Origin of the sequence: Micromonospora sp. CPCC 206060, assembly GCF_036906895.1 — a bacterium.
Classification (GTDB): Bacteria; Actinomycetota; Actinomycetes; order Mycobacteriales; family Micromonosporaceae; genus Micromonospora.
The window spans coordinates 80,110-99,774 of sequence record NZ_JBAKHU010000007.1 but is presented as its reverse complement, the minus strand read 5'-3'; the positions used below and the strand labels follow the sequence as shown (position 1 = coordinate 99,774).

At 72.4% G+C, this 19,665-nt stretch carries 18 protein-coding genes; 6 read left to right on the top strand and 12 right to left on the bottom strand.

The window, feature by feature from the left end:
• The first annotated feature begins 18 nt into the window (after positions 1-18).
• Entirely contained in the window at positions 19-798 is a 780-nt protein-coding gene (locus V6U90_RS08615; protein ID WP_334433051.1) for an amino acid ABC transporter permease, read from the top strand.
• Positions 799-800: 2 nt separating this feature from the next.
• Positions 801-1,538, top strand: coding sequence for an amino acid ABC transporter ATP-binding protein (locus tag V6U90_RS08610; protein ID WP_334433134.1), 738 nt, complete (start codon positions 801-803; stop codon positions 1,536-1,538).
• Positions 1,539-1,556: 18 nt separating this feature from the next.
• Here V6U90_RS08610 and V6U90_RS08605 read toward each other — a convergent pair whose 3' ends face one another.
• Together V6U90_RS08605 and V6U90_RS08600 are read right to left on the bottom strand one after the other, a co-directional pair.
• Positions 1,557-1,997 (bottom strand): DUF4395 domain-containing protein, encoded by a 441-nt coding sequence (locus tag V6U90_RS08605; protein WP_334433049.1) that lies wholly within the window; start codon positions 1,995-1,997, stop codon positions 1,557-1,559.
• Between the two features lie 153 nt (positions 1,998-2,150).
• A complete protein-coding gene (locus tag V6U90_RS08600; RefSeq protein WP_334433047.1) occupies positions 2,151-2,612 on the bottom strand; it encodes a TlpA family protein disulfide reductase in 462 nt (153 codons plus the stop codon).
• A gap of 318 nt (positions 2,613-2,930) precedes the next feature.
• On the opposite strand from V6U90_RS08600, the gene V6U90_RS08595 reads away from it, so the two are divergent.
• A complete protein-coding gene (locus V6U90_RS08595) occupies positions 2,931-3,797 on the top strand; it encodes a S1 family peptidase (protein WP_334433044.1) in 867 nt (288 codons plus the stop codon).
• Between the two features lie 200 nt (positions 3,798-3,997).
• Here the strand turns inward: V6U90_RS08595 and V6U90_RS08590 are convergent, their stop codons facing one another.
• Both V6U90_RS08590 and V6U90_RS08585 read right to left on the bottom strand, forming a co-directional pair.
• Positions 3,998-4,636 (bottom strand): response regulator transcription factor, encoded by a 639-nt coding sequence (locus tag V6U90_RS08590; RefSeq protein ID WP_334433041.1) that lies wholly within the window; start codon positions 4,634-4,636, stop codon positions 3,998-4,000.
• A complete protein-coding gene (locus V6U90_RS08585) occupies positions 4,629-5,915 on the bottom strand; it encodes a sensor histidine kinase (RefSeq protein ID WP_334433040.1) in 1,287 nt (428 codons plus the stop codon). Before V6U90_RS08585 ends, V6U90_RS08590 begins: the two co-directional genes overlap by 8 nt.
• Positions 5,916-6,138: 223 nt before the next feature.
• On the opposite strand from V6U90_RS08585, the gene V6U90_RS08580 reads away from it, so the two are divergent.
• From V6U90_RS08580 to V6U90_RS08570, 3 genes are all read left to right on the top strand, one after another.
• Complete coding sequence (locus V6U90_RS08580) at positions 6,139-7,224, top strand: ABC transporter permease (RefSeq protein ID WP_334433038.1); 1,086 nt, start codon at positions 6,139-6,141, stop codon at positions 7,222-7,224.
• Entirely contained in the window at positions 7,221-7,901 is a 681-nt protein-coding gene (locus V6U90_RS08575) for an ABC transporter ATP-binding protein (RefSeq protein ID WP_334433036.1), read from the top strand. The genes V6U90_RS08580 and V6U90_RS08575 overlap by 4 nt, the downstream gene beginning before the upstream one ends.
• 412 nt (positions 7,902-8,313) lie before the next feature.
• Positions 8,314-8,907 carry a hypothetical protein gene (locus tag V6U90_RS08570; RefSeq protein WP_334433033.1) on the top strand — a complete coding sequence of 198 codons (594 nt, stop codon included), beginning with the start codon at positions 8,314-8,316 and terminating at the stop codon, positions 8,905-8,907.
• A gap of 140 nt (positions 8,908-9,047) precedes the next feature.
• Here the strand turns inward: V6U90_RS08570 and V6U90_RS08565 are convergent, their stop codons facing one another.
• The 8 genes from V6U90_RS08565 to V6U90_RS08530 all read right to left on the bottom strand — a co-directional run bounded on the left by V6U90_RS08565 (position 9,048) and on the right by V6U90_RS08530 (position 19,655).
• Positions 9,048-10,571, bottom strand: coding sequence for a methionine--tRNA ligase (locus tag V6U90_RS08565; protein WP_334433030.1), 1,524 nt, complete (start codon positions 10,569-10,571; stop codon positions 9,048-9,050).
• 513 nt (positions 10,572-11,084) lie between these two features.
• A complete protein-coding gene (locus V6U90_RS08560) occupies positions 11,085-11,774 on the bottom strand; it encodes a hypothetical protein (protein ID WP_334433027.1) in 690 nt (229 codons plus the stop codon).
• Between the two features lie 153 nt (positions 11,775-11,927).
• Positions 11,928-14,189 (bottom strand): glycosyl hydrolase family 95 catalytic domain-containing protein, encoded by a 2,262-nt coding sequence (locus V6U90_RS08555; RefSeq protein ID WP_334433024.1) that lies wholly within the window; start codon positions 14,187-14,189, stop codon positions 11,928-11,930.
• A 45-nt stretch (positions 14,190-14,234) separates the two neighbouring features.
• The gene (locus tag V6U90_RS08550) at positions 14,235-14,507 is read right to left on the bottom strand and encodes a hypothetical protein (protein ID WP_334433022.1); all 273 of its coding nucleotides are present in this window, start codon (positions 14,505-14,507) and stop codon (positions 14,235-14,237) included.
• Positions 14,508-15,099: 592 nt separating this feature from the next.
• Positions 15,100-16,566, bottom strand: coding sequence for an aldehyde dehydrogenase family protein (locus V6U90_RS08545; protein WP_334433020.1), 1,467 nt, complete (start codon positions 16,564-16,566; stop codon positions 15,100-15,102).
• Positions 16,563-18,110 carry a GMC family oxidoreductase gene (locus V6U90_RS08540; RefSeq protein ID WP_334433018.1) on the bottom strand — a complete coding sequence of 516 codons (1,548 nt, stop codon included), beginning with the start codon at positions 18,108-18,110 and terminating at the stop codon, positions 16,563-16,565. Before V6U90_RS08540 ends, V6U90_RS08545 begins: the two co-directional genes overlap by 4 nt.
• Positions 18,111-18,201: 91 nt before the next feature.
• Positions 18,202-19,416 (bottom strand): beta-ketoacyl-[acyl-carrier-protein] synthase family protein, encoded by a 1,215-nt coding sequence (locus V6U90_RS08535; protein ID WP_334433016.1) that lies wholly within the window; start codon positions 19,414-19,416, stop codon positions 18,202-18,204.
• Positions 19,413-19,655 carry an acyl carrier protein gene (locus tag V6U90_RS08530; RefSeq protein WP_334433013.1) on the bottom strand — a complete coding sequence of 81 codons (243 nt, stop codon included), beginning with the start codon at positions 19,653-19,655 and terminating at the stop codon, positions 19,413-19,415. Before V6U90_RS08530 ends, V6U90_RS08535 begins: the two co-directional genes overlap by 4 nt.
• Between the last annotated feature and the right edge of the window lie 10 nt (positions 19,656-19,665).

Sequence of the window (19,665 nt, the reverse complement as noted above, 5' to 3'; positions counted from 1 at the left end):
CGGTAGGAGAGAGCACTGATGGATCCGTTGAGCACCCTGTGGGAGACCTTCTTCGACTGGGACTCCATGCGCGCGGCGCTGCCCGAGATGCTGACCGTCGGGTTGCCGAACACGCTGATCCTGGCGGTCTCCGCCGCCCTGCTCGGCTCGGTGCTGGGCATGCTGCTGGCCATCGCCGGCATCTCGCGTACCCGGTGGTTGCGCTGGCCGGCCCGGGTCTACACGGACGTGTTCCGGGGCCTGCCGGCGGCCGCGACCATCCTGCTGATCGGCGTCGGCCTGGCACCGCTGGGCATGCAGGTCTGGGGGCCCAACCCGTACCCCCTGGGCATCCTGGCGCTGTCGCTGATCGCCGCCGCCTACATCGGTGAGATCTTCCGCTCCGGCATCCAGTCGGTGGAGGCCGCCCAGTTGGAGGGCGCCCGGGCGCTCGGCTTCTCCTGGGGCGAGGCGATGCGCCTGGTGATCATCCCGCAGGGCATCCGCCGGGTGCTGCCGGCCTGGGTGAACCAGCTGATCGCCCTGATCAAGGACTCCAGCCTGGTCTACTTCCTCGGCCTGGTGGCCAGCCAGCGGGAACTGTTCCGGATCGGCCAGGACTACGCGGCGACCACCGGCAACGAGTCCGCCCTGCTGCTGGCCGGACTGTTCTACCTGACCCTGACCGTGCCGCTGACCCACGTCGTCAACTGGATCGACCGGCGGCTGCGGCACGGCCGTCCGGCCACCGCGCCGGTCGGGGACTCCGACGACCTGGACCCGGTACTGCCCGACCCGAGGGGAGGAACCCCACGTTGACCATCGACACGAGGACCCCGGTCAGCCTCAGCGTCCGCGACGTGCACCTGTCCTTCGGGGCGAACCGGGTGCTGCGCGGCGTGGACCTGGACGTGGCACGCGGAGCGACCGCCTGCGTGATCGGCCCGTCCGGGTCGGGCAAGTCGACCCTGCTACGCACCATCAACCGGCTCATCGAGCCGGACCGCGGCGACGTACTGCTCGACGGGCGCAGCGTGCTGCGCGACGACCCGGACGCCCTGCGGCAGCGGGTCGGCATGGTCTTCCAGCAGTTCAACCTCTTCCCGCACATGAGCGTCCTGCGCAACATCACGCTCGCGCTGCGGCGGCTCCGCAAGCTCGGCGAGGACGAGGCCGTGGCCGTCGCCCGGACCCACCTTGAGCTGGTGGGGCTGTCCGCGAAGGCCGACGCCCGGCCGGCGCACCTGTCCGGCGGCCAGCAGCAGCGGGTCGCGATCGCCCGCGCACTGGCCCTGCAACCCCAGGTGATGCTCTTCGACGAGGCGACCTCGGCGCTCGACCCCGAACTGGTCAAGGGGGTCCTGAAGCTGATGGCGGAGTTGTCCGCCGGGGGCATGACGATGGTGGTGGTCACCCACGAGATGGGCTTCGCCCGGGAGGTGGCCGACACCGTCGCCTTCATGGACCACGGCGTGGTGATCGAGGTCGGCGCACCCGGGGCGATCTTCGAACAGGCCCGGCACCCCCGGCTGCGCCGGTTCCTGTCCCAGGTGCTGTAGTCCCCGGCGGTGCCGGCGTCAGGACGAGCCGGCCGGCACCCGGGCCACCATCGGCCGGCCGACCAGCCGGCGCACGGCGAGGTACCCCGCACAGCCGAGGCAGACGTCGAAGGCCGCGTTGAGGAACGCCGCGGCGAGCGCCGCACCGGTGGCGGCCAGGAACAGCGCCGGCACGCCGGCGAGCTGACCGGCCACCGCGACCACCGTGAAGACCAGGCCGACGACCTGCGCGAACCGTACCGGGGCGGCGGGTTCGAGCTCCGTGGGCGGATCGAGTCGGGGCGCGACGAGGGCACGGTAGAGCAGGCCGTACGGGCCGAGACGGGGATACGCCGCAGTGCCGGCGAAGACCACCGCCTGGACGACCAGCGGCAGAACGGATCCGGTGATCAACGCGGCGGCGAGGACGACGGTGGTGACGGTCGCGGCGAACCGCGGCGCGCGGGGGTCGAGCAGCATGAGGGGTTCCGTTCAGGGGTACCGGCCGGAACCCGGGCACGCGGGACCGGCGGGAAGGATGGCCAGGGGATCAGACGGAGCGGGCCGGTCGACAGAGGCTCGCCGACAGCCGGCCGTGGTCCACGGCCCGTCGGCGGGTCAACGCGACGCCGATCATGACGGGGCCCCGACGAGCAGTGGCCGGATCGCGGCGATCAGGTCGTCCCGACCGGGTACCCCCGACGCGCGCTGGACGACCCGTCCCCCGGCGTCCACCACCAGGACCGTTGGCGTGCGCCAGATGTCGAGTTCCCGGACCGCGTCGAGGTGCTGCTCGACGTCGACCTCCACCAGGTGGACGCCCTCGATGTGGCCCTCGATCTCCCCGAGGACGCGGCGGGTGGTACGGCAGGGGGCGCAGAACGGGGACGAGAACTGCACCAGGTTGACCGCACCGGCGCGTACCCCGAGCGTGGCGAGCACCGACGACGGCGCCGCCGCACCAACGGCGGCGGTGGGTGTGCCGGGCACGGGGCGGATCCGGCCGTCCCGACGGCGCCGCCACAGGCCGAGAACGGTGGCGAGCGCGAGGACGCCCAGGACCACCGCGAGCCCGGTCAGAGGGGAGTGCCGCACCGCTCCAGCCTGCCACAACACCAGGTGATCGACCTCCACCGTCCGGAGGACAGGACAGCGGACCTGCGATCCACAGTGGCCGCCTCGATTCGGCAACCCCCAGTCCGGGCGGAGGCCGGACCACCGGCCCGGGGTCCTCGCGCCGACCACCGACCCCGGCTGATCCGCGTCCCGCAGGCCCTTGCACGGCTATTGATCTCAATGGATACTCACTGCCACGACGACCGTCAGGATCACGCTCCGACCGGCTCCGACGCGCCGCCGCCCGACCACAACCTGCGGGCCCCAGCACGGGAACCACCGCTCCGAGGAGGATCAGTGAGGATCACCAAGACCACCGGCCGGATCGGCCAACTGCTCGCCGCCACCATCGGCCTGGTCACCGCCGGCGCGCTCACCCTGCCCACGTCCGCGTCAGCCGCCCCGGCGACCTTCGACGCCACCCAGCTCGCCCAGGTCAGCAGCGCGGTCGAGCAGTCCGGGGTCGACGGCATCGCCTGGCACGTCGACGCGGCCACCGGGCGGGTGGTCGTGACGGCCGACGACACCGTCTCCCGCGCCGACCTCGCGAAGCTCACCAAGAGCGCCGGCAGCAAGGCCGGTGCCATCCGCGTCGAGCGGACGACCGGAGAGTTCCGCGCGCTGCTCGGCGCCGGTGAAGCCATCTACGGCGGCGGCTACCGCTGCTCCCTCGGCTTCAACGTGGTCAAGGGCGGCACCTACTACTTCCTCACCGCCGGCCACTGCGGTGACGTCGTCAACACCTGGTACAGCGACTCCGGGCTGCGGACCGTGATCGGCCCGACCACCGGCTCCAGCTTCCCGGGCAACGACTACGCCCTGGTGCGCTACGACAACGCCTCGCTCAGCCACCCGGGCGGCTTCACCGCCGCCAACGCCTTCGTCGGCGAGTCGGTCAAGCGCAGCGGGTCGACCACCGGTACCCACAGCGGCACGGTGACCGCGCTCAACGTCACGGTCCGCTACTCCGGCGGCGGCACCGTCCGCGGCATGATCCAGACCAACGTGTGCGCCGAGCCGGGCGACTCCGGCGGCGCCCTCTACGACGGCACCAAGGCCCTCGGCCTGACCTCCGGCGGCAGCGGCAACTGCCGCACCGGCGGCACGACGTTCTACCAGCCGGTCACCGAGGCGGCCAGCGCGTACGGCGTGACCGTCTACTGATCCACCCGGTGGGCCCGGCCGGCAGGACACCCCTGCGGCCGGGCCCACCGTCGGGTGTCCGGCGGCACGCTGTCGAGCGGGTACTGCGCCCGATCGACCTGGCCTGCACCTGATCCGCGAGTCGGACGGCCGCTCGGCAGGTGGTCCGGGCCGGCCGGGTGGCATGGGCTTCCCGTCGGCGGTGGACGCCAGGTGACCGCTCAGCGGCGGATGAGGCCCTGCCTCCTCGCGGCGGCGACGGCCGCGGTGCGGTTGTCCACGCCGAGCTTGGCGTAGATGTGCACGAGGTGGGACTTGACGGTGGCCTGGCTGAGGAACAGTGCCCGGCTGATCTGCTGGTTGGACAGGCCGTCGGCGACGAGCTGGAGCACCTCGGTCTCGCGGCGGCTGAGAGCGGCCTCCGGGGTACGCATCCGGCCCATCAGCCGCTGGGCCACGGCCGGAGCGAGGGCCGACTGGCCGGCTGCCGCGGTACGCACGGCGGCGGCGAGGTCTTCGGGGTTGGCGTCCTTGAGCAGGTAGCCGGTGGCGCCGGCCTCGATGGCGGCCAGGATGTCGGCGTCGGTGTCGTAGGTGGTCAGGATGAGCACGCGCGGCGCGTCGGGCCGGTCGGTGATCGCCGCGGTGGCCTGGGCGCCGTGGCTACCCGACCCGAACTGCAGGTCCATCAGCACCACGTCGGGTGCCAGTTCCCCGGCAAGCTGGACCGCCTCCTGCGCGGTGGACGCCTCCCCGACCACCTCGAATCCGGGTTCGGCGTCGAGAACGGCCCGCAGGCCGGACCGCACGATGGGATGGTCGTCGGCCAGCAGGAGACGGATGACATCACGGTCAGCCATGGTCTGGGGCACCGTTTCGGGTGTCGGCGGCGTACTGGTCGGCGGAGAACGGGAAGGACACAGCCAGGGCGGCGCCCTGCCCGGGGGCGGACTCGACGGTGAGGGAACCACCGAGTTCGGCGGCCCGGGTACGCATCGCGGTCAGGCCGAAGCCGCCGTCCCCGTGCGGGATGGCGGTGGTCGGGTCGAAGCCGACGCCATCGTCGACGATGTCCAGGGCGACGCGGTCGGGCATGTAGGTGACGGTCAGGTCGGCGCGGCCGGCACGGGCATGGCGGACGGTGTTGGCCAGGGCGGACTGTGCGATGCGCAGCAGCGCCACCTCGTGTGGGGTGGGTAGCGGGACGGGGCTGCCGTCGATGTGCAGGCGGGTGGGCAGCCCGGAGCGTTGGGTGGTCGTGGTGCACAGCCGTTGCAGGGCGGCGGGCAGGGTACCGCCGGCCAGCCCGGGCGGTACCAGGGCACGGACGAAGCGGCGTGCCTCGGCCAGGTTGTCCTGGGCGGTGCTGCGGGCCTGGTCCACGTAGCCGGCTGCCGTCCCGGGCCGCTCCGGCAGGCTGCGCGCCGCCGCGCTCAGCAGTAGTTGGATGCTGGACAGTCCCTGCGCCAGGGTGTCGTGGATCTCCCGGGCGAGGCGCTCGCGTTCGGCCAGCACACCCCGGGCGTGTTCGGCGGCGGCCAGGTCGCTGCGGGTGGCCTCAAGCTGCTCGATGAGGCGACGCCGCTGCTCGTTCTCGCGGTACAGGGCCTGGTAGCCGAGCACGACGGTCACGGCCACCGCCGCGCCGAGGGTCGGTCCGATCAGCGCCGCAGGGGTGAAGCGGTGCGCGTGCCAGCTGTAGCCCGCGATGGCGGCGGCGGTCGTGACGGCCACGCCCGCCAGCCCCCAGCGCGGTGGCAGCAGGTGCATCTGCAGGAAGAACAGCGGGAAGGCCAACCACACGCCGTCCGGGGTCGATCCGAGCAGCAGCAGCCAGGCCAGCCCGACGGCCAGGAGCCACCGCCCGGCCGCCGCCCGGGACCGACGTGGCCGGCCGGTGACGACACCGGCGGAGTAGACCAGCGCGAACACCGCCGCGCTGACCGGCACCGCCACCGGATGCGCCGCAGGGTCGCGCTCCGACAGCGCCCGCACGGCGGCCACCGTGAGCAGCACCACCACCAGGCTGTGCAGCAGTACCGGCAGCAGCCGCGCCGGTGAGCGCAGCGCACGGCCGGTGGGCCTGCCGGCCAGGGGCGCGGCGGCCGGCGCGGGTGGCGGGGTCGCTGAGGTGTTCACCAGCCCTCCACCCTACGAGCCGCAGCGCGCCGGGGCCCCGGTCCCGGCGTCAACCAAAAGGTTGACTTCGTGGTCAGCACCTCGACCCCGGCAGGCCCAGCAACGGAGCGATGCCCCCGGCCCGGTGAGCGGCCAGCCTTGGTACCGGAACGCCAACTCGAGCCGGCCCGGCCGAGGTCAGCGTCCGTGCCGCTCTGCCCCGTCGAGGAAGGTGCCGCCCGTCGTGTTCGTGGCCTGGAGAGACCTACGTTTCGCCCGGGGGCGCTTCGCCCTGATGGGTACCGTCGTGCTGCTGATGACCCTGCTGGTCACGCTGCTGTCCGGCCTGACCGCCGGGCTGGGCCGGGAGAGCACCTCGGCGATCACCGGCCTGCCCGCCGACCACCTGGTCTTCTCCGCCCCCGCCGGCCAGGAGCCGTCCTTCACCGAGTCCACCGTCAGCGAACCGCTGTGGCGGGAATGGGCCCGGGTACCCGGTGTCACCGCGACCGCGCCGCTGGGGATCACCACGACCAGGGCCACCGCCGGGCAGCGCAGCGCGGCACTGTCGGTCTTCGGGATTGCCCCCGGTTCGTTCCTGGACCCCGCCGCCGGACACCTCGCCGACGGCCGGGTGGTGCTCTCCACGGGCGCCGCCGAGGCCCTGGATGTGCGGCGTGGGCAGTCCCTGACCCTGGCCGGGCACCCGGTGCAGGTAGCCGTCGTCTCCGGTGACGCCTCCTACAGCCACACCCCGGTGGTGTGGGCCAGCCTGGCCGACCTTCGTCGGCTGGCGCCCGGCGCCGACAGCGGCACCGCCGACCGGACGGCCACCGTCCTCGCTCTGCGCACCACCGGCGACGCCGACCTGGCCGCCGCCGACGAGCGGCTGGGCACCACCACGGTCACCCGGTCGCAGGCGCTGTCCGCGATCGGCTCCTACACCTCGGAGAACGGCTCCCTTCAGTTGATGCGCGGCATGCTCTTCGCCATCTCGGCCCTGGTCATCGGCGCGTTCTTCACGGTCTGGACCATCCAGCGCAGCGGCGACATCGCGGTACTCAAGGCGTTGGGAGCCACCACCGGCTACCTGCTGCGCGACGCCCTCGGGCAGGCCGTTGTCCTGCTCGTGGCCGGTACCGGGCTCGGCGCGGCGATCGCCGTCGGCCTGGGATCCGTCGCCGCGTCGACGGTGCCGTTCGTGCTCGATGCCACTTCCGTCCTGCTGCCCGCCGCGGTGATGGTCGTCCTCGGTGCCGTCGGTGCCGCCCTGTCCGTCCGCCGCATCACCTCCGTCGACCCGCTGACCGCCCTGGGAAGTGCCCGTTGAGCCTGCACCTGACCGACATCGTGTTGACCTACCCCGACGGCGACGGTCGTTTGACCGCCCTCGACCAGGTCGACCTCCACGTCCCCGCCGGCACCACCACCGCCGTGGTCGGGCCCTCCGGCTCCGGCAAGTCCAGCCTGCTGGCCGTGGCCGCCACCCTCATCACCCCGGACGCCGGCCGCGTCGTCATCGACGGCGTCGACACCACGGGGCTCCACCCGAAGCAGCTCACCGCGCTGCGCCGCGAGCGCATCGGGATCGTCTTCCAGCAGCCCAACCTCATCGCCTCGCTCACCGCCACCGAGCAGCTGCAGGTCATGGCCCACCTCGACGGCCGCTCCGGCCGTGACGCCCGGCACCGGGCCCGCCGCCTGCTCGACACCGTCGACCTGTCCGCCCGGGCCGACCGCCGGCCGCACCAACTGTCCGGCGGTGAGCGCCAACGGGTCAATATCGCCCGTGCCCTCATGAACGACCCCGCCGTGCTGCTCGTCGACGAACCCACCAGCGCCCTGGACCACGAACGTGGGGCGGCCGTCATCGACCTGCTCACCGGCCTGACCACCGAACGCGGGATCGCCACCGTGATCGTCACCCACGACACCAACCACCTGAACCGCACCGACCGGATGGTCGAGGTCGTCGACGGCCGCCTGCGCCTCGGTACCCCCGCCTGAGCCGGTTGGGCAGCTCGATCAGCTCGGTCACCCGCAACCGGACATCCGGCCCCGAACCGCCCTGGACCACCTGCTGAGGGGTACCGCACTTCATCGAGAGCTGGGCGGTGTGCGCCTCAACGTGTCGGATGTCCGGTTCGCCGGCCGGTCGGGACCGGTCCGGCCGGAATGACGGCGGGTCCCGGGGCGTTGGAACCTGGTACGACCGGATGACAGTCCGCCCCTCCCCCGGGGCGGCGTACGGGGCCGACGGAATGCCGGCCCGCCACCGGTCGTTATACCTACCCGACGCGCACACCGCAGTCGGATGCGTCATCCCCCTTCTCGATCCTCTTCTCGATTCCCCGAGCGCCCGTCGAGGTGCCCACGCCCCGTCCCCCGGGGCGTCAACCCCCCGAATGGAGCTTCGACCATGAACATCATCCTGCGTAAGAGCCTGCTCGCCGTGACCGGTCTGGCCTTCGCCGGCGGGATCGCCGCCGGCCCCGTCGACGCGATGCTCAGCAACCCGACCACGGACACCCCGGCCGCCGTACAGGCCGACCGCACCACCGACCGGCCTGCCCGGGACGCCCTGATCCCGAACGGCACCATGGGTGAGCAGGCCCGCATCACTCTGGACGACGAGCAGAAGGCCAACGTCAAGGCCATCGTCGACGCCACCAAGAAGGCGGGTATGGACGAGCGCGCCGCCGTGGTCGCCACCGCCACCGCCCTCCAGGAGTCCAAGCTGGAGAACCTGGGTCACCTCGGTGACCGTAACGACCACGACTCGCAGGGCCTGTTCCAGCAGCGGCCCTCCAGCGGCTGGGGCTCGGTCGAGCAGATCACCGACCCCGAGTACTCCACCACCGCATTCCTCAAGGGCCTGAAGAATGTCGACGGCTGGCGTGACATGCCCCTGACCTACGCCGCCCAGGCCGTCCAGGTCTCGGCCTTCCCCGAGGCGTACGCCCAGTGGGAGACCCAGGCCGCCGACCTCGTCGCCGAGCACTGGACCAGCTGACCCGCAACCCATACCGACACCTGGCCGGGCCCCGAACGGGGTCCGGCCAGGTGACTTTTGCCGGCCCGGCGGTGACCGCTTCAGCACCAACTCACCGCCACGGCGACGGGAACCGCCACGGCGACGGCGACGGCTGCGTCCTACTCCTCGCCCGGCTGTTCCAAGCGCGGGAAGGCTGGCTGCGGCCGGTCGACGCGGTCTCCGGACAGCAGTTGGTCGCGCAGCCGTTGTACGCCAGTGGGCAGGAACGGCTGAAGCTCGACAGCTAACACCCGGCACGCGCCCACCAGGCTCGCCAGGACCGAATCGAGCCGGGTGGCGGCCGATTCGTCACCGGCATGCTCCGCGCGCGCGAGTTCCCATGGGCGTTCGGCCTCCACGAGCCGGTTGCCCTCGTCGACCACCGACCACAGGGCGTTGGTTGCGGCTCGGAAGTCGAAGTCGCGCAGCGCGTGGTCGATGCGGTCGGCAAGCTCGGTGTACGCCTTGGCCAGGCGGGCAACTTCACCGGTCGGCGTCGCCTCGGGCACCTGCCCGTCCCGGTACTTGTGCACCAGGGTCAGGGTGCGGTTGACGAGATTGCCGAGCCCGTTGGCCAGGTCACCGTTGGCTCGGTGTACCAACCGTTTCACGGTGAAGTCGGTGTCACCGACACGCGCCACGTCACGGAGAAGCCACCAGCGCACGGCATCCACGCCGTACCGGTCGACCAGATCCGTCGGGTCGACGGCGTTGCCGGCGCTCTTGGACAGCTTCGCTCCGTCCACGGTCAGGTAGTCGTGGACGAGTACGGCGGTGGGCAGTGGCAGGCCGGTCGACAGCAGCATCGCCAGCCAGTACACGGCGTGGAAGCGGACGATGCCCTTGCCGATGACGTGAATCCGCTCAGCCGAGCCCGCCCACCACCGCTGGTAGTCGGGGTCGTCGACGCCGTAGCCGAGCGCGGTGACGTAGTTGGTGAGCGCGTCCCACCAGACGTAGACCACCTGGTCCGGGTCGTCGGGCACCGGAATGCCCCAGCCACCGGCACGCGCGGCCGGACGCGAGACGCTGAAGTCGGCCAGGCCGGCGCGCACGAAGGCGAGCACCTCGTTGCGCCGGGCGGCTGGTTCGATGCGCACCTGGCCGGCCTCGAGAATGTCCAGCAGCCGGTCGGTGTAGCGGGACAGGCGGAAGAACCAGTTCTCTTCGGCGACGGGTTCGGGCGCCACCAGGTGCTCCGGACAAAGCCCGTCGACCAGCTCTGCCTCCGGATAGAACTGCTCGCAGCCGGCGCAATACCGGCCCTCGTAGCGCCGCCGGTAGAAATCGCCGGCGGCGGCGCACTCCCGCCACAGCCGCGCCACCCCCGTAACGTGGCGCACATCAACGCTGGTGCGGATGAAGTCGTCGAATGACAACGCCAGCGGGTCGCGCAGGGCAGCGAACCGGGCGGCGTTGGCGTCGACGAAGGTACGCACGTCCACCCCTGCGGCGCGGGCGGCGGTGACGTTCTTGAGCGAGTTGTCATCGGTCCCGGTCAGGAACCGTACGGGCTGCCCGCGCAGCCGGCGATGGCGCGCGAGCACGTCAGCCTGCACCAGCTCCAACGCGTGCCCGAGGTGCGGCGCGGCGTTGACATAGGGGATGGCGGTCGTGATGTAGAAACGCTCGTCAGTGGTCATCGTCTCCCCGTTCGTTCGCCCTGGCATGAGCGGGAGACGATGCAGCAGGCCCCGCGAGACAGAGCCTGGACGGTGCTGGTGTTGCTACCGCACGCCGAGGAGCCCCGAGCAGGGGCCCATCATTCGCTCGCGGTGCGGCTGCATGTACCACATGGTGCCAGAAACGCCGTCCCATCGTAGTCGTCCATGACCCGGTCGCCGGCCCGGCCTGCCGGCAAGGCGGCCAGAACTCCGCACACCCCGGCCACGGTCAGGGTGCGGCCGACGGCCGCTTCGCGGACGGGATGTCGACCATGCTCAACCACGGCGCCCTGCTGACCCTGCTGGCCGAACCCGGCACCACCACCGAGCTGGCCCACCGCCTGGCCGTCACGTGTGACACCCGTCCGGACCGCAGAGCTGCGGTAGGCGCACCAGCGTCGCGTAGCGCCGGTCCCGGTCGGCACCCTTCCCGTAACGAGCGGTGCCGTTGCCCGGCAACGGTTTTTACCGGCCTGCCCGGCGACGGACGGCTCAGCGGCCCTGCTCCAGCAGGTCGGCGACGGCGACCAACGGGTCGAGCAGCGGCCGGACCAGGCCGGGGTCGGTCAGCCGACCATTCCGGTAGGTGATCAACCGGGTCCCGCGCACGCTCCACGCCGGTGCCGCTCCGGTCACGTGGGCGGCGACCAGAGCCGGCCCGACCAGTGCCCGCTCCCCCGGCGAGTCGGCCACCAGCCGCCACTGCCGGTCGAACGCCTCGTTTCCGAGCGCGTGCGAGTAACTGCCCGACAGCGCCTTGCCCAGCTTGGAGAGCAGGCCACGCGGTACCACCGCGAGCCTCGGAAAGGGGTGGCGCAGCAGCACCGAGCAGACGACGTACGAGTGGGTGTGCGAAGTGGTCTGCGAACTGCCGTTCGCGTCGGTCGTGGTACTTGACTCGGTGTACGCGTACTCGGCCACCTCGACGGGGCGACCGTGCAGGACACCGGTCATCGCGAACCGTACGCCCCGCCGGCTACGGCCCGGCACCCGGTCGGTCCAGTCCACCTGGGGCCGCTCGACGTACGCCCAGCCGTAGCGGGCAGCCCAGTGCCGCCACCGGTCCCGCCGCTCACGCTCCTCCTTGCGGGCCTGCACCATAAGGATGACCATCCCCGCAACGGCGAGCGCCACCAGTACCGTGCAACCGGCTCCGCAGATCAGCAACATCACGGCATCCATGCGCGGCAGCATATTCATCCCCTGCACCCCGGGGATTCCGCTGGAGCGGCTGCGGGCGCAGACCGGGGCCACCACCGCCGACCCGCAACGGGCCATGTGGACCACTGGCAGGTGGCTGACGGCCTGGCGGACTGACCGCGCTGCGGACCCTGGTCAGATCGCCGGTGCAGGCCCGGGGTCACCGTCCGGTCGGGGCAGGGTCAGCCCGGCGGCCACCCCGGCGGCCAGGTCGACGGTCGCGTCGCCGTACGGGCTGCGCACGCCCACCCGCTGGTCGACCGCCGAGACGAACCGTACCCGCAGACCGTCGGCGTCCCAGGTGAGCTCCTCGACGGCCACGCCGCCCCGGCAGGTCACCCCACGGACGGTGCCCCGGCCCAGGCCGGCCGGCACGGCGGGCAGCAGCCACAGCAGGCCGGGCCGGGAGTGCACGAGCGCCTCGATGAGTACCCCGGGCAGGGTGTGCGCCGCGTCGGCGTTGTAGATCTCCAGATCCGGATTGTGCGCGCTCATCAGCGACCGGAAGAACATGTCGTTGCCGATGATCTTGAGCAGGTTCGCGCCGACCAGGTCGGCGTCGCGCAGCCGGGCCGCGACCAGCGCCCGGTGCAGGCTGCCGTGCGCGGACAGGTTCTCGTCGCCGCGCAGCACCAGGGCGCGGTGCGCGGCCGCCGCCAGTTCGGGCGTGTCGTCGGGGTTGATCTCGTCCAGCGGCCAGACCGGATAGAGGTGACTCACATGCCGGTGCTCCTCGTCGGTGTGGTACCCCGGCCAGACCCACTCCGCCAGCGCGCCCCGCTCGTCGACCCGGTACGCCGGCAGCCGCTCGCGCAGCCCGGCCCACCGGTCGACGCCGGTCGCCTCGGCGGCGGTGGCCAGCGCGTGCCGGGCGGCGGCGATGTCCATCGTCGCGTTCACCGCCAGGTAGACCGGCCGACCGTCCCCGTCCAGCGGGCCGGTCTCAACCGAGAACGACGGGACCACGACCACCGTGCCGGTTTCGTCGGTGACGGTGAGGAAGTCCTCGAAGAAGACCGCCGCCTCCGCCAGCCAGCCGGCCACCTCACCCAGTGGCTCCCCGGTGACCAGGTGGTGTTCCCAGAGCGGGTACAGCAGCCAGTCCGCACCGGCGAGCCAGGCCGCCCACGGCCAGTCGGCGTTGAAGTGGAACAGGTGCCCGTGTTCGCCGTCGGTGCGGCCCGGTGCCAGCAGACCCCGCGTGCCGTAGACCGCCTGCGCGTTGCGTCGCCAGTCGTCGATCTGGTCCCGGATCAGCGCTGCGTGGGCCGCCGTCACCTCGGGCAGGGCGCCGATGTTGGCCCCGGCAAGCTGGAGGTTGAGGTTGGCGTCGGTGGTGAAGTCACCGGCCCACGCCGCACCCCACGAGCCGAGCCACAGGCCGGTCAGCCGGGGCGGCAGGACCCCGCTGGCACTGATCATCAGGTACCGGCCGGAGTGGAACAGCCGTTCCAGCAGCGCCGGCAGGAGCCGGCTGCGGTCGGCGTTCTGCCGGGCGATCAGCTCGCCGACCGGCAGGTCCCGGTCCCCGGTGGGTACCCCGAGGTCCAGGCTGACCCGCCGGTACATCGGCGTGTGCAGCGCGGTGTGCCGGGCCAGCAGCGCGGCATAGTCCGGACCGGACCCGTCGACAAGGCGCTGCTCCAGCTCCCCGGTCCGCCAGGACGCGTCGTCCCGCCGGTGGAGCACGGTGGTCAGCAGGGCCGGCCCGCGTACCGCCACCCGGTCCCCGACGATCTCCGCCGCCCCCTGCACGAGGGTCAGCCCCTCGAAGCCGTACGCACCGTCGCCCTCCGACGGGTAGTACCCCCGGATCCGCAGGAAGACCCGGTCACCCCGGCGGTACGCGCTGGTTTCGTAGCGCACGTCGTCGGGGCGGCCGGGCAGGTCGCCGGTGAGTCCGACGACGAAGCCGGTCATCTCGACGTGGGTCACCACGACCGCGTCGGCACGCGAGACGAACGCGCGTCGGCGCCCGGCATCCCACTCGACGACGACCTCGCCGGTGGTGAAGTCGGTGCTGCGCCGGTACTCCGCCGGGTCGCCTGCGCAATGGTTCCCGGTCGCGTCGATGGTCATCGCGTACCCGGGGTGGAACGACTGGGTCCAGCGCAGCTCCCGCCCGTCGGCGAGCAGCGCGCTGGCCTCGGCCCGCCGGCCGGCGAGGATGAGTTCCCGGATCTCGGGCAACCGGTCGGCAAGCTGGGGTGGCCGGGCGTGGCGGGTGCCGTTGGGCAGCACGAAGCGGTGATGGTTGAACACGATCCGCTCGGCGTACGCCGCACCGGACACCATGATCCCGTACTCACCGTTGCCGGACAGGAACGCGTCCTCCCACCGGGTCGCCGGGGCGGTGTCCCAGATGCGGTGGGCCGCGCCCGGCATCGCTTCCGTCATCGGCGGCACTCCTTCGGGTCGACGGCTTCGGGTCGACGGCGTTGTTCACCGCGTGCCGATCAGGTGCAGTAGAGCCGCGCCGACGAGGATTCCGCGTCCAATATGTCGTGCTCTGCTCCATCGGGTGAGCAGCCAGCCCAACGTCGCCGTGACGGGAAGAAGTAGACAGGCGGCGCTCGCGTGATAGAAGACCCATTCAGCAGGCGAATCTCTGCCAACCCAGAGCGCGTCGGCGACGGCCAGATTCACTCCAGTGTGCGCTCCGATCGTCACGAGGGCCGCCGCGGTCGATTGCATGATCTTCATCCTGCTGCTCACGTCGTACTCCTGCTTGGAACGGAACGCTCTGCGGCTCGTACTCTGTCAGGTGAACTTGGCCGACCGGGCGCGGGAGGGCGAGACTTCAGCACCGCGCGCCAGTACGACCGGCTCGATGACGGGGTCGGGGCTGCTCCGGGTCACGCCTGGTTCTACGGCCGGGACGACATGTCGGCGTCCGGCGCGGACCACGTCGTGATCACCAGGACGGTTCCTCCTGGGCCTGGTCGGCTCTCCCGCGCTGGGTCTCCGCTGACCGACGCGGCCGGGCGGCCCCCCGCCCGAGCCCGGATCGGCGACGCCCTGTCTTGATCCACTCCGTTTCCAGGGAACCGGGCTATCGGGCCGGGGCGGACACCCCGGCTACCCGGAAGACGAGTGGATCACCCGGGTGGTCGAGGTCGGTCAGGGCCGGAGACAGGGGCCGGGCAGGCAGCGACAGGGAGCAGGGCGGGAGATGGAGGCCGGGCCGGAGGCGGTGTCGCGTTCCGGCGGAGCAGCCGGCCTGCTAGCAAAGACGGTGCAGCTCGACAGGCGGCGAGTCGCTGGCCCGCCGCAACCGGCCCGCCCCGCCGCACGGGCGGACGCCGGGTCAGGGCGTGTGCACCCAGACCCCCTTGATCTCGGTGTACGCCTCGATCGCCGCCGCACCCATCTCACGGCCCAGGCCGCTGGCCTTGAACCCGCCCCACGGGGCGGCCGGATCCGGCTGCGGCGGCATGTTGACGAAGACCGCACCGGCGCGGATCGCCCCGGCGAGCCGGTGTGCGGTGGCCAGATCCCGGGTCCACACGGCAGCGGAGAGGCCGTAGTCGGTGTCGTTGGCCCGGTCGACGAGTTCCGCCGGGTCGTCGTAGGGCAGGACGCACAGCACGGGCCCGAAGATCTCGGCGCGGGCGATGGTCATGTCGTCGCGTACCCCGCTGAACACGGTCGGCTGGTAGAAGAAGCCGTCGGCGAGCCGGTCGTCGGTGACCCGCCCTCCCCCGGTGACCAGGTGGGCGCCCTCGGCGGTGCCGGTACGCACGAGGTCGTCCACCCGCCGCAGGTGCTCGGCCGAGACGAGCGGACCGAGCTGGCTGTCCGGGGCCAGGCCGGGTCCGAGCCGGACCGCGCCGGCCATCCGGGCGAGCGTGTCGGCGAACTCCTCGGCCCGCGCCCGCTGCACGTACAGCCTGGTGTAGGCGGTGCAGGCCTGGCCACTGTTGACCAGCCCGCCACGCAGGCAACCGGCGGCTGCGGCGTCGAGGTCGGCGTCCCCGGCGACGATCACCGGCGCTTTGCCACCGAGCTCCAGCGTCACCCGCTTGAGCTGTTCACCGCAGACCCGCCCGACCTCCCGGCCGACGGCGGTCGAACCGGTGAACGACACCTTGTCCACCCCGGGATGGGCGACCAGGCTGCGGCCGGTGTCCGGTCCGCCGGTGACGAGGTTGACCACGCCGGCCGGTACGCCGGCCTGCCGGCACAGCTCCACCAGGTACGCCGCGGTGAGCGGGGTCTGCTCGGCCGGCTTGAGCACCACGGTGTTGCCGCAGGCCAGCGCCGGGGCGAGTTTCCAGACCGCGATCAACAGCGGGAAGTTCCACGGCACGATCAGGGCGCAGACCCCCACCGGTTCGCGGCGGGTGTAGTGCAGGGTGTCCGGGTAGGACACCGGCACGGTGGCGCCCTCGATCCTGGTGCACCAGCCGGCGAAGTAGCGCAGGTGCTCGGCTGCGGCGGTCACGCAACCCCGGGCCGCGCGTAACGGCTGGCCCTGGTCGCGGGTCTCCAGGTCGGCCAGGGTGTCCGCGTGTTCGTCGAGCAGATCCGCGACGCGCCACAGCAGTCGGGCCCGCGCGGCGGCGGTCATCCGCGCCCAGGCGGGAGCGGTGAGCGCGGCGCGGGCTGCCGCCACCGCCGCGTCGACGTCGGCCGGGCCGGCCTCGGCGTACCGGGCCAGTGGCTGCCCGGTCGCCGGGTCCAGGGAGATGCCCTGCCCACCCTGGGCCGCGTCCACCCAGTCGCCGTCGATGAACAGCCTGGTCACCTGGTCGGTCGCCACAGCGGGGGTCACGGTTGCTCCTGTCGGATGTGGGCGGCGGCAACGAAGTCGGCGGCCAGTTCACCGATGAGGATCGCCGGGGCGTTGGTGTTGGCGGTGGTCACCGCCGGCATGATCGACGCGTCGGCGACGCGGAGTCCCTGCACGCCGTGCACCCGCAGCCGGGCGTCGACCACCGCCTGGTCGTCGGCACCCATCCGGCAGGTACCGACCTGGTGGTGGAAGGTTCCGGCGGTGGCGCGTACGTAGGCGCGCAGCTCGTCGCGGGTACGGACCTGCGGGCCCGGGTAGACCTCCCGCGCACCCCACTCGCCGGCCAGGGCCGAGGCGGCCCCCATCTCCCGGCACAGGATCACCGCGTCGACGAGCGCCTCGACGTCCTGCGCGCAGGCCAGCGTCGCCGGGTCGATGTCGAGCCCGGCGTGCGGGTCGGCGCCCCCGAGGCGGATGTGTCCCCTGCTCACCGGGCGGACCAGACCGGCCTGGAGGGTGAACCCGTCGGGTGGGCCGGCCATCCCCGGCTGGTACATCGGGACCGGGAAGTGCAGCGCCTGGACATCGGGTACCGGCAGGCCGGGGCGGGTACGCCAGAACAAATGGCTCTGCATCGGCGACAGGTCCGGGGACCGTCCGACCGGTCGGCTGGTACCGAAGATGACCGGGGCGAGCAGGTGGTCGTGCAGGTTGTGGCCCACGCCGGGCAGGTCCACCCGGACGTCGATGCCGTGCCGGCGCAGGTCGGTGGCATCGCCGATGCCGGAGAGCATCAGCAGGCGGGGGGACTCGATGGTGCCGGCGGAGACGATCACCTCGACATCGGCGTGGGTGGTGGTGGTACGCCCGTCGCGTTCCCACTCCACGCCGGTGCAGCGGTCGCCGGTGAACAGCAGCCGGCGGGCGTGGGCCCGGGTGACGATGGTGAGCCCCGGGTGGTCGGCGATCGGGCGTAGGTACCCAACCGCGGCGCTCTGCCGCCGGCCGTCGCGGATGGTCAACTGGGTGTGGGACACCCCGTCGAGTTCGCCGGAGTTGTAGTCCGGGTTGACCGCGACACCGATCTCCTGTGCCGCCTTGATGCAGGACTCGAAGATCGGGTCCGGGCGGTACTGGGACATGACGTGGATGGGCCCGCCGGTGCCGCGCAGCGCGGACTCCCCGGCGTCGAGGTCCTCCATCCGCCGGTGGACCGGCACCACGTCCGCCCACGACCAGCCGTCGTTGCCGAGGTAGGCCCAGTGGTCGTAGTCGGCGGCGGCGCCGCGCGCCCAGATCATGCCGTTGAGCGCGCTGGACCCACCGAGGACCCGCCCGCGTGGCCAGTGCAGGCGCCGGTGACCGGCGTGCGGTTGCGCCACGGTGTGGTACGCCCAGTCCTCCTCGGCGAACCAGAGGTAGGCCAGGCGGCCGGGCGTACCGATGTCGGGGTTGGTGTCCGCACCGCCGGCCTCCAGCACGACCACGCGCAGTCCACTGTCGACCAAGCGGCGTGCCAGGGCACAGCCGGCGGATCCGGCGCCGACGACGATCACGTCGGCGCCGGCAGGTGTCGCTGCCACGTGTGTTGCCCCCTTCCGCCCGCCGATGTGCCGGCGCGGGCGACGTGTGGTGTCACCGCCCGGCGTCGTGTCCGCGCGGGCGACGGTGGTGTCAGGCGGCGGCCAGCACCAGGACGGCGTTCTGGCCGCCGAAGCCGAACGAGTTGCTCAGGGCCACCTCGATGCGCTGCTCCCGGGGCGCCTTGGTGACCACGTCCAGGTCGATCGCGCTGTCCTGTTCGTTGAGGTTCGCGGTAGGCGGCACCAGGCCGTGCTGCAACGCCAGCACGGTCAGGGCTGCTTCGATCCCACCGGCGGCACCGAGGGCGTGGCCGAGGGAACCCTTGCTCGCGGTCACCACCGGCGACGGGCCGAGCAGGCGGCTGAGCACCCGCGCCTCGGCCAGGTCACCGGCGGGGGTGCCGGTGGCGTGCGCGTTGACGTGATCCACGTCGGCCGGTACGAGACCGGCTCCGCTCAGCGCCGCCTGCACGGCCCGCTGGACACCACGGCCCTCGGGGTCGGGGGCGGTGGGGTGGTGCGCGTCGGCGCTGGCGCCGAAACCGAGCAGCCGGGCCCGCACCCGGGCGCCCCGGGCGGCGGCGTCCTCGGCGCGTTCCAGGACCAGCAGGCCGCACCCCTCCCCGAGGACGAAGCCGTCCCGACCGGCGTCGAACGGCCGGGACGCGGTCGGATCGGCGCGCCGCGACAGTGCCCCCATCTGCGCGAAACCGGCGACGACGAGGGGGGTGACGCCGGCCTCGGTGCCACCGGCCACCACCACGTCGCAGGTCCGGCTGCGCAGTAGGTCGTGGGCCAGACCGATGGCGGTGCTGCCGGAGGCGCAGGCCGTGGCGGTGACCAGGTTGGGCCCACCCGCGCGCAGGTCCATGCCGACCTGACCGGCGGCCATGTTGGACAGCATCATCGGCAGCAGCAGCGCGGAGACCGCCTGCGGACCCTCGGCGGCGAGGACGGCGTGCTGGGCACCCGTGGTGGACACCCCCCACATGCCGACGCCGATCACCACGCCGACCCGGGCACCGTCCCAGGTCGCCGAGTCGAGACCGGCGTCGGCCACCGCCTCCCGGGCCGCCACCAGCGCGAACTGCACGAGACGGTCGTACTGCCAGTGGCGGCGGCCGACGGCGGCGCGCGGGTTGAAGTCGGGTACCCGGCAGGAGAGGTCGACGGGTATGCCGGCCAGGTCGGGGTCGTGGGTTGCGGTGGAGGTCCCGGCGCAGACCGTCTGCCAGGTCTGTGCCACGCCGATCCCGCCCGGGGTGACCAGCCCCAGGCCGGTGATGGCGGTCTCCATCCCAGTCACGCCGCGCGGGCCAACGAGGCTTCGATGACGCCGGCCAGCGCGGCGATGGTGGTACGCGGCGTGGTGTCCTCGTCAGCGATCTTGACGTTGAACTCCTTCTGCAGGACCAGGGCCAGCTCCACCATGAACAGCGAGTCCAGTTCCAGTTCCTCGAAGGTCACGTCCGGGCCGATCTCGTCCGGTTCCACCTCGAAGCGGGTGGTGAGGATCTCCACCACCTGCCGGTAGACGTCGGTCATGTCAAACGCT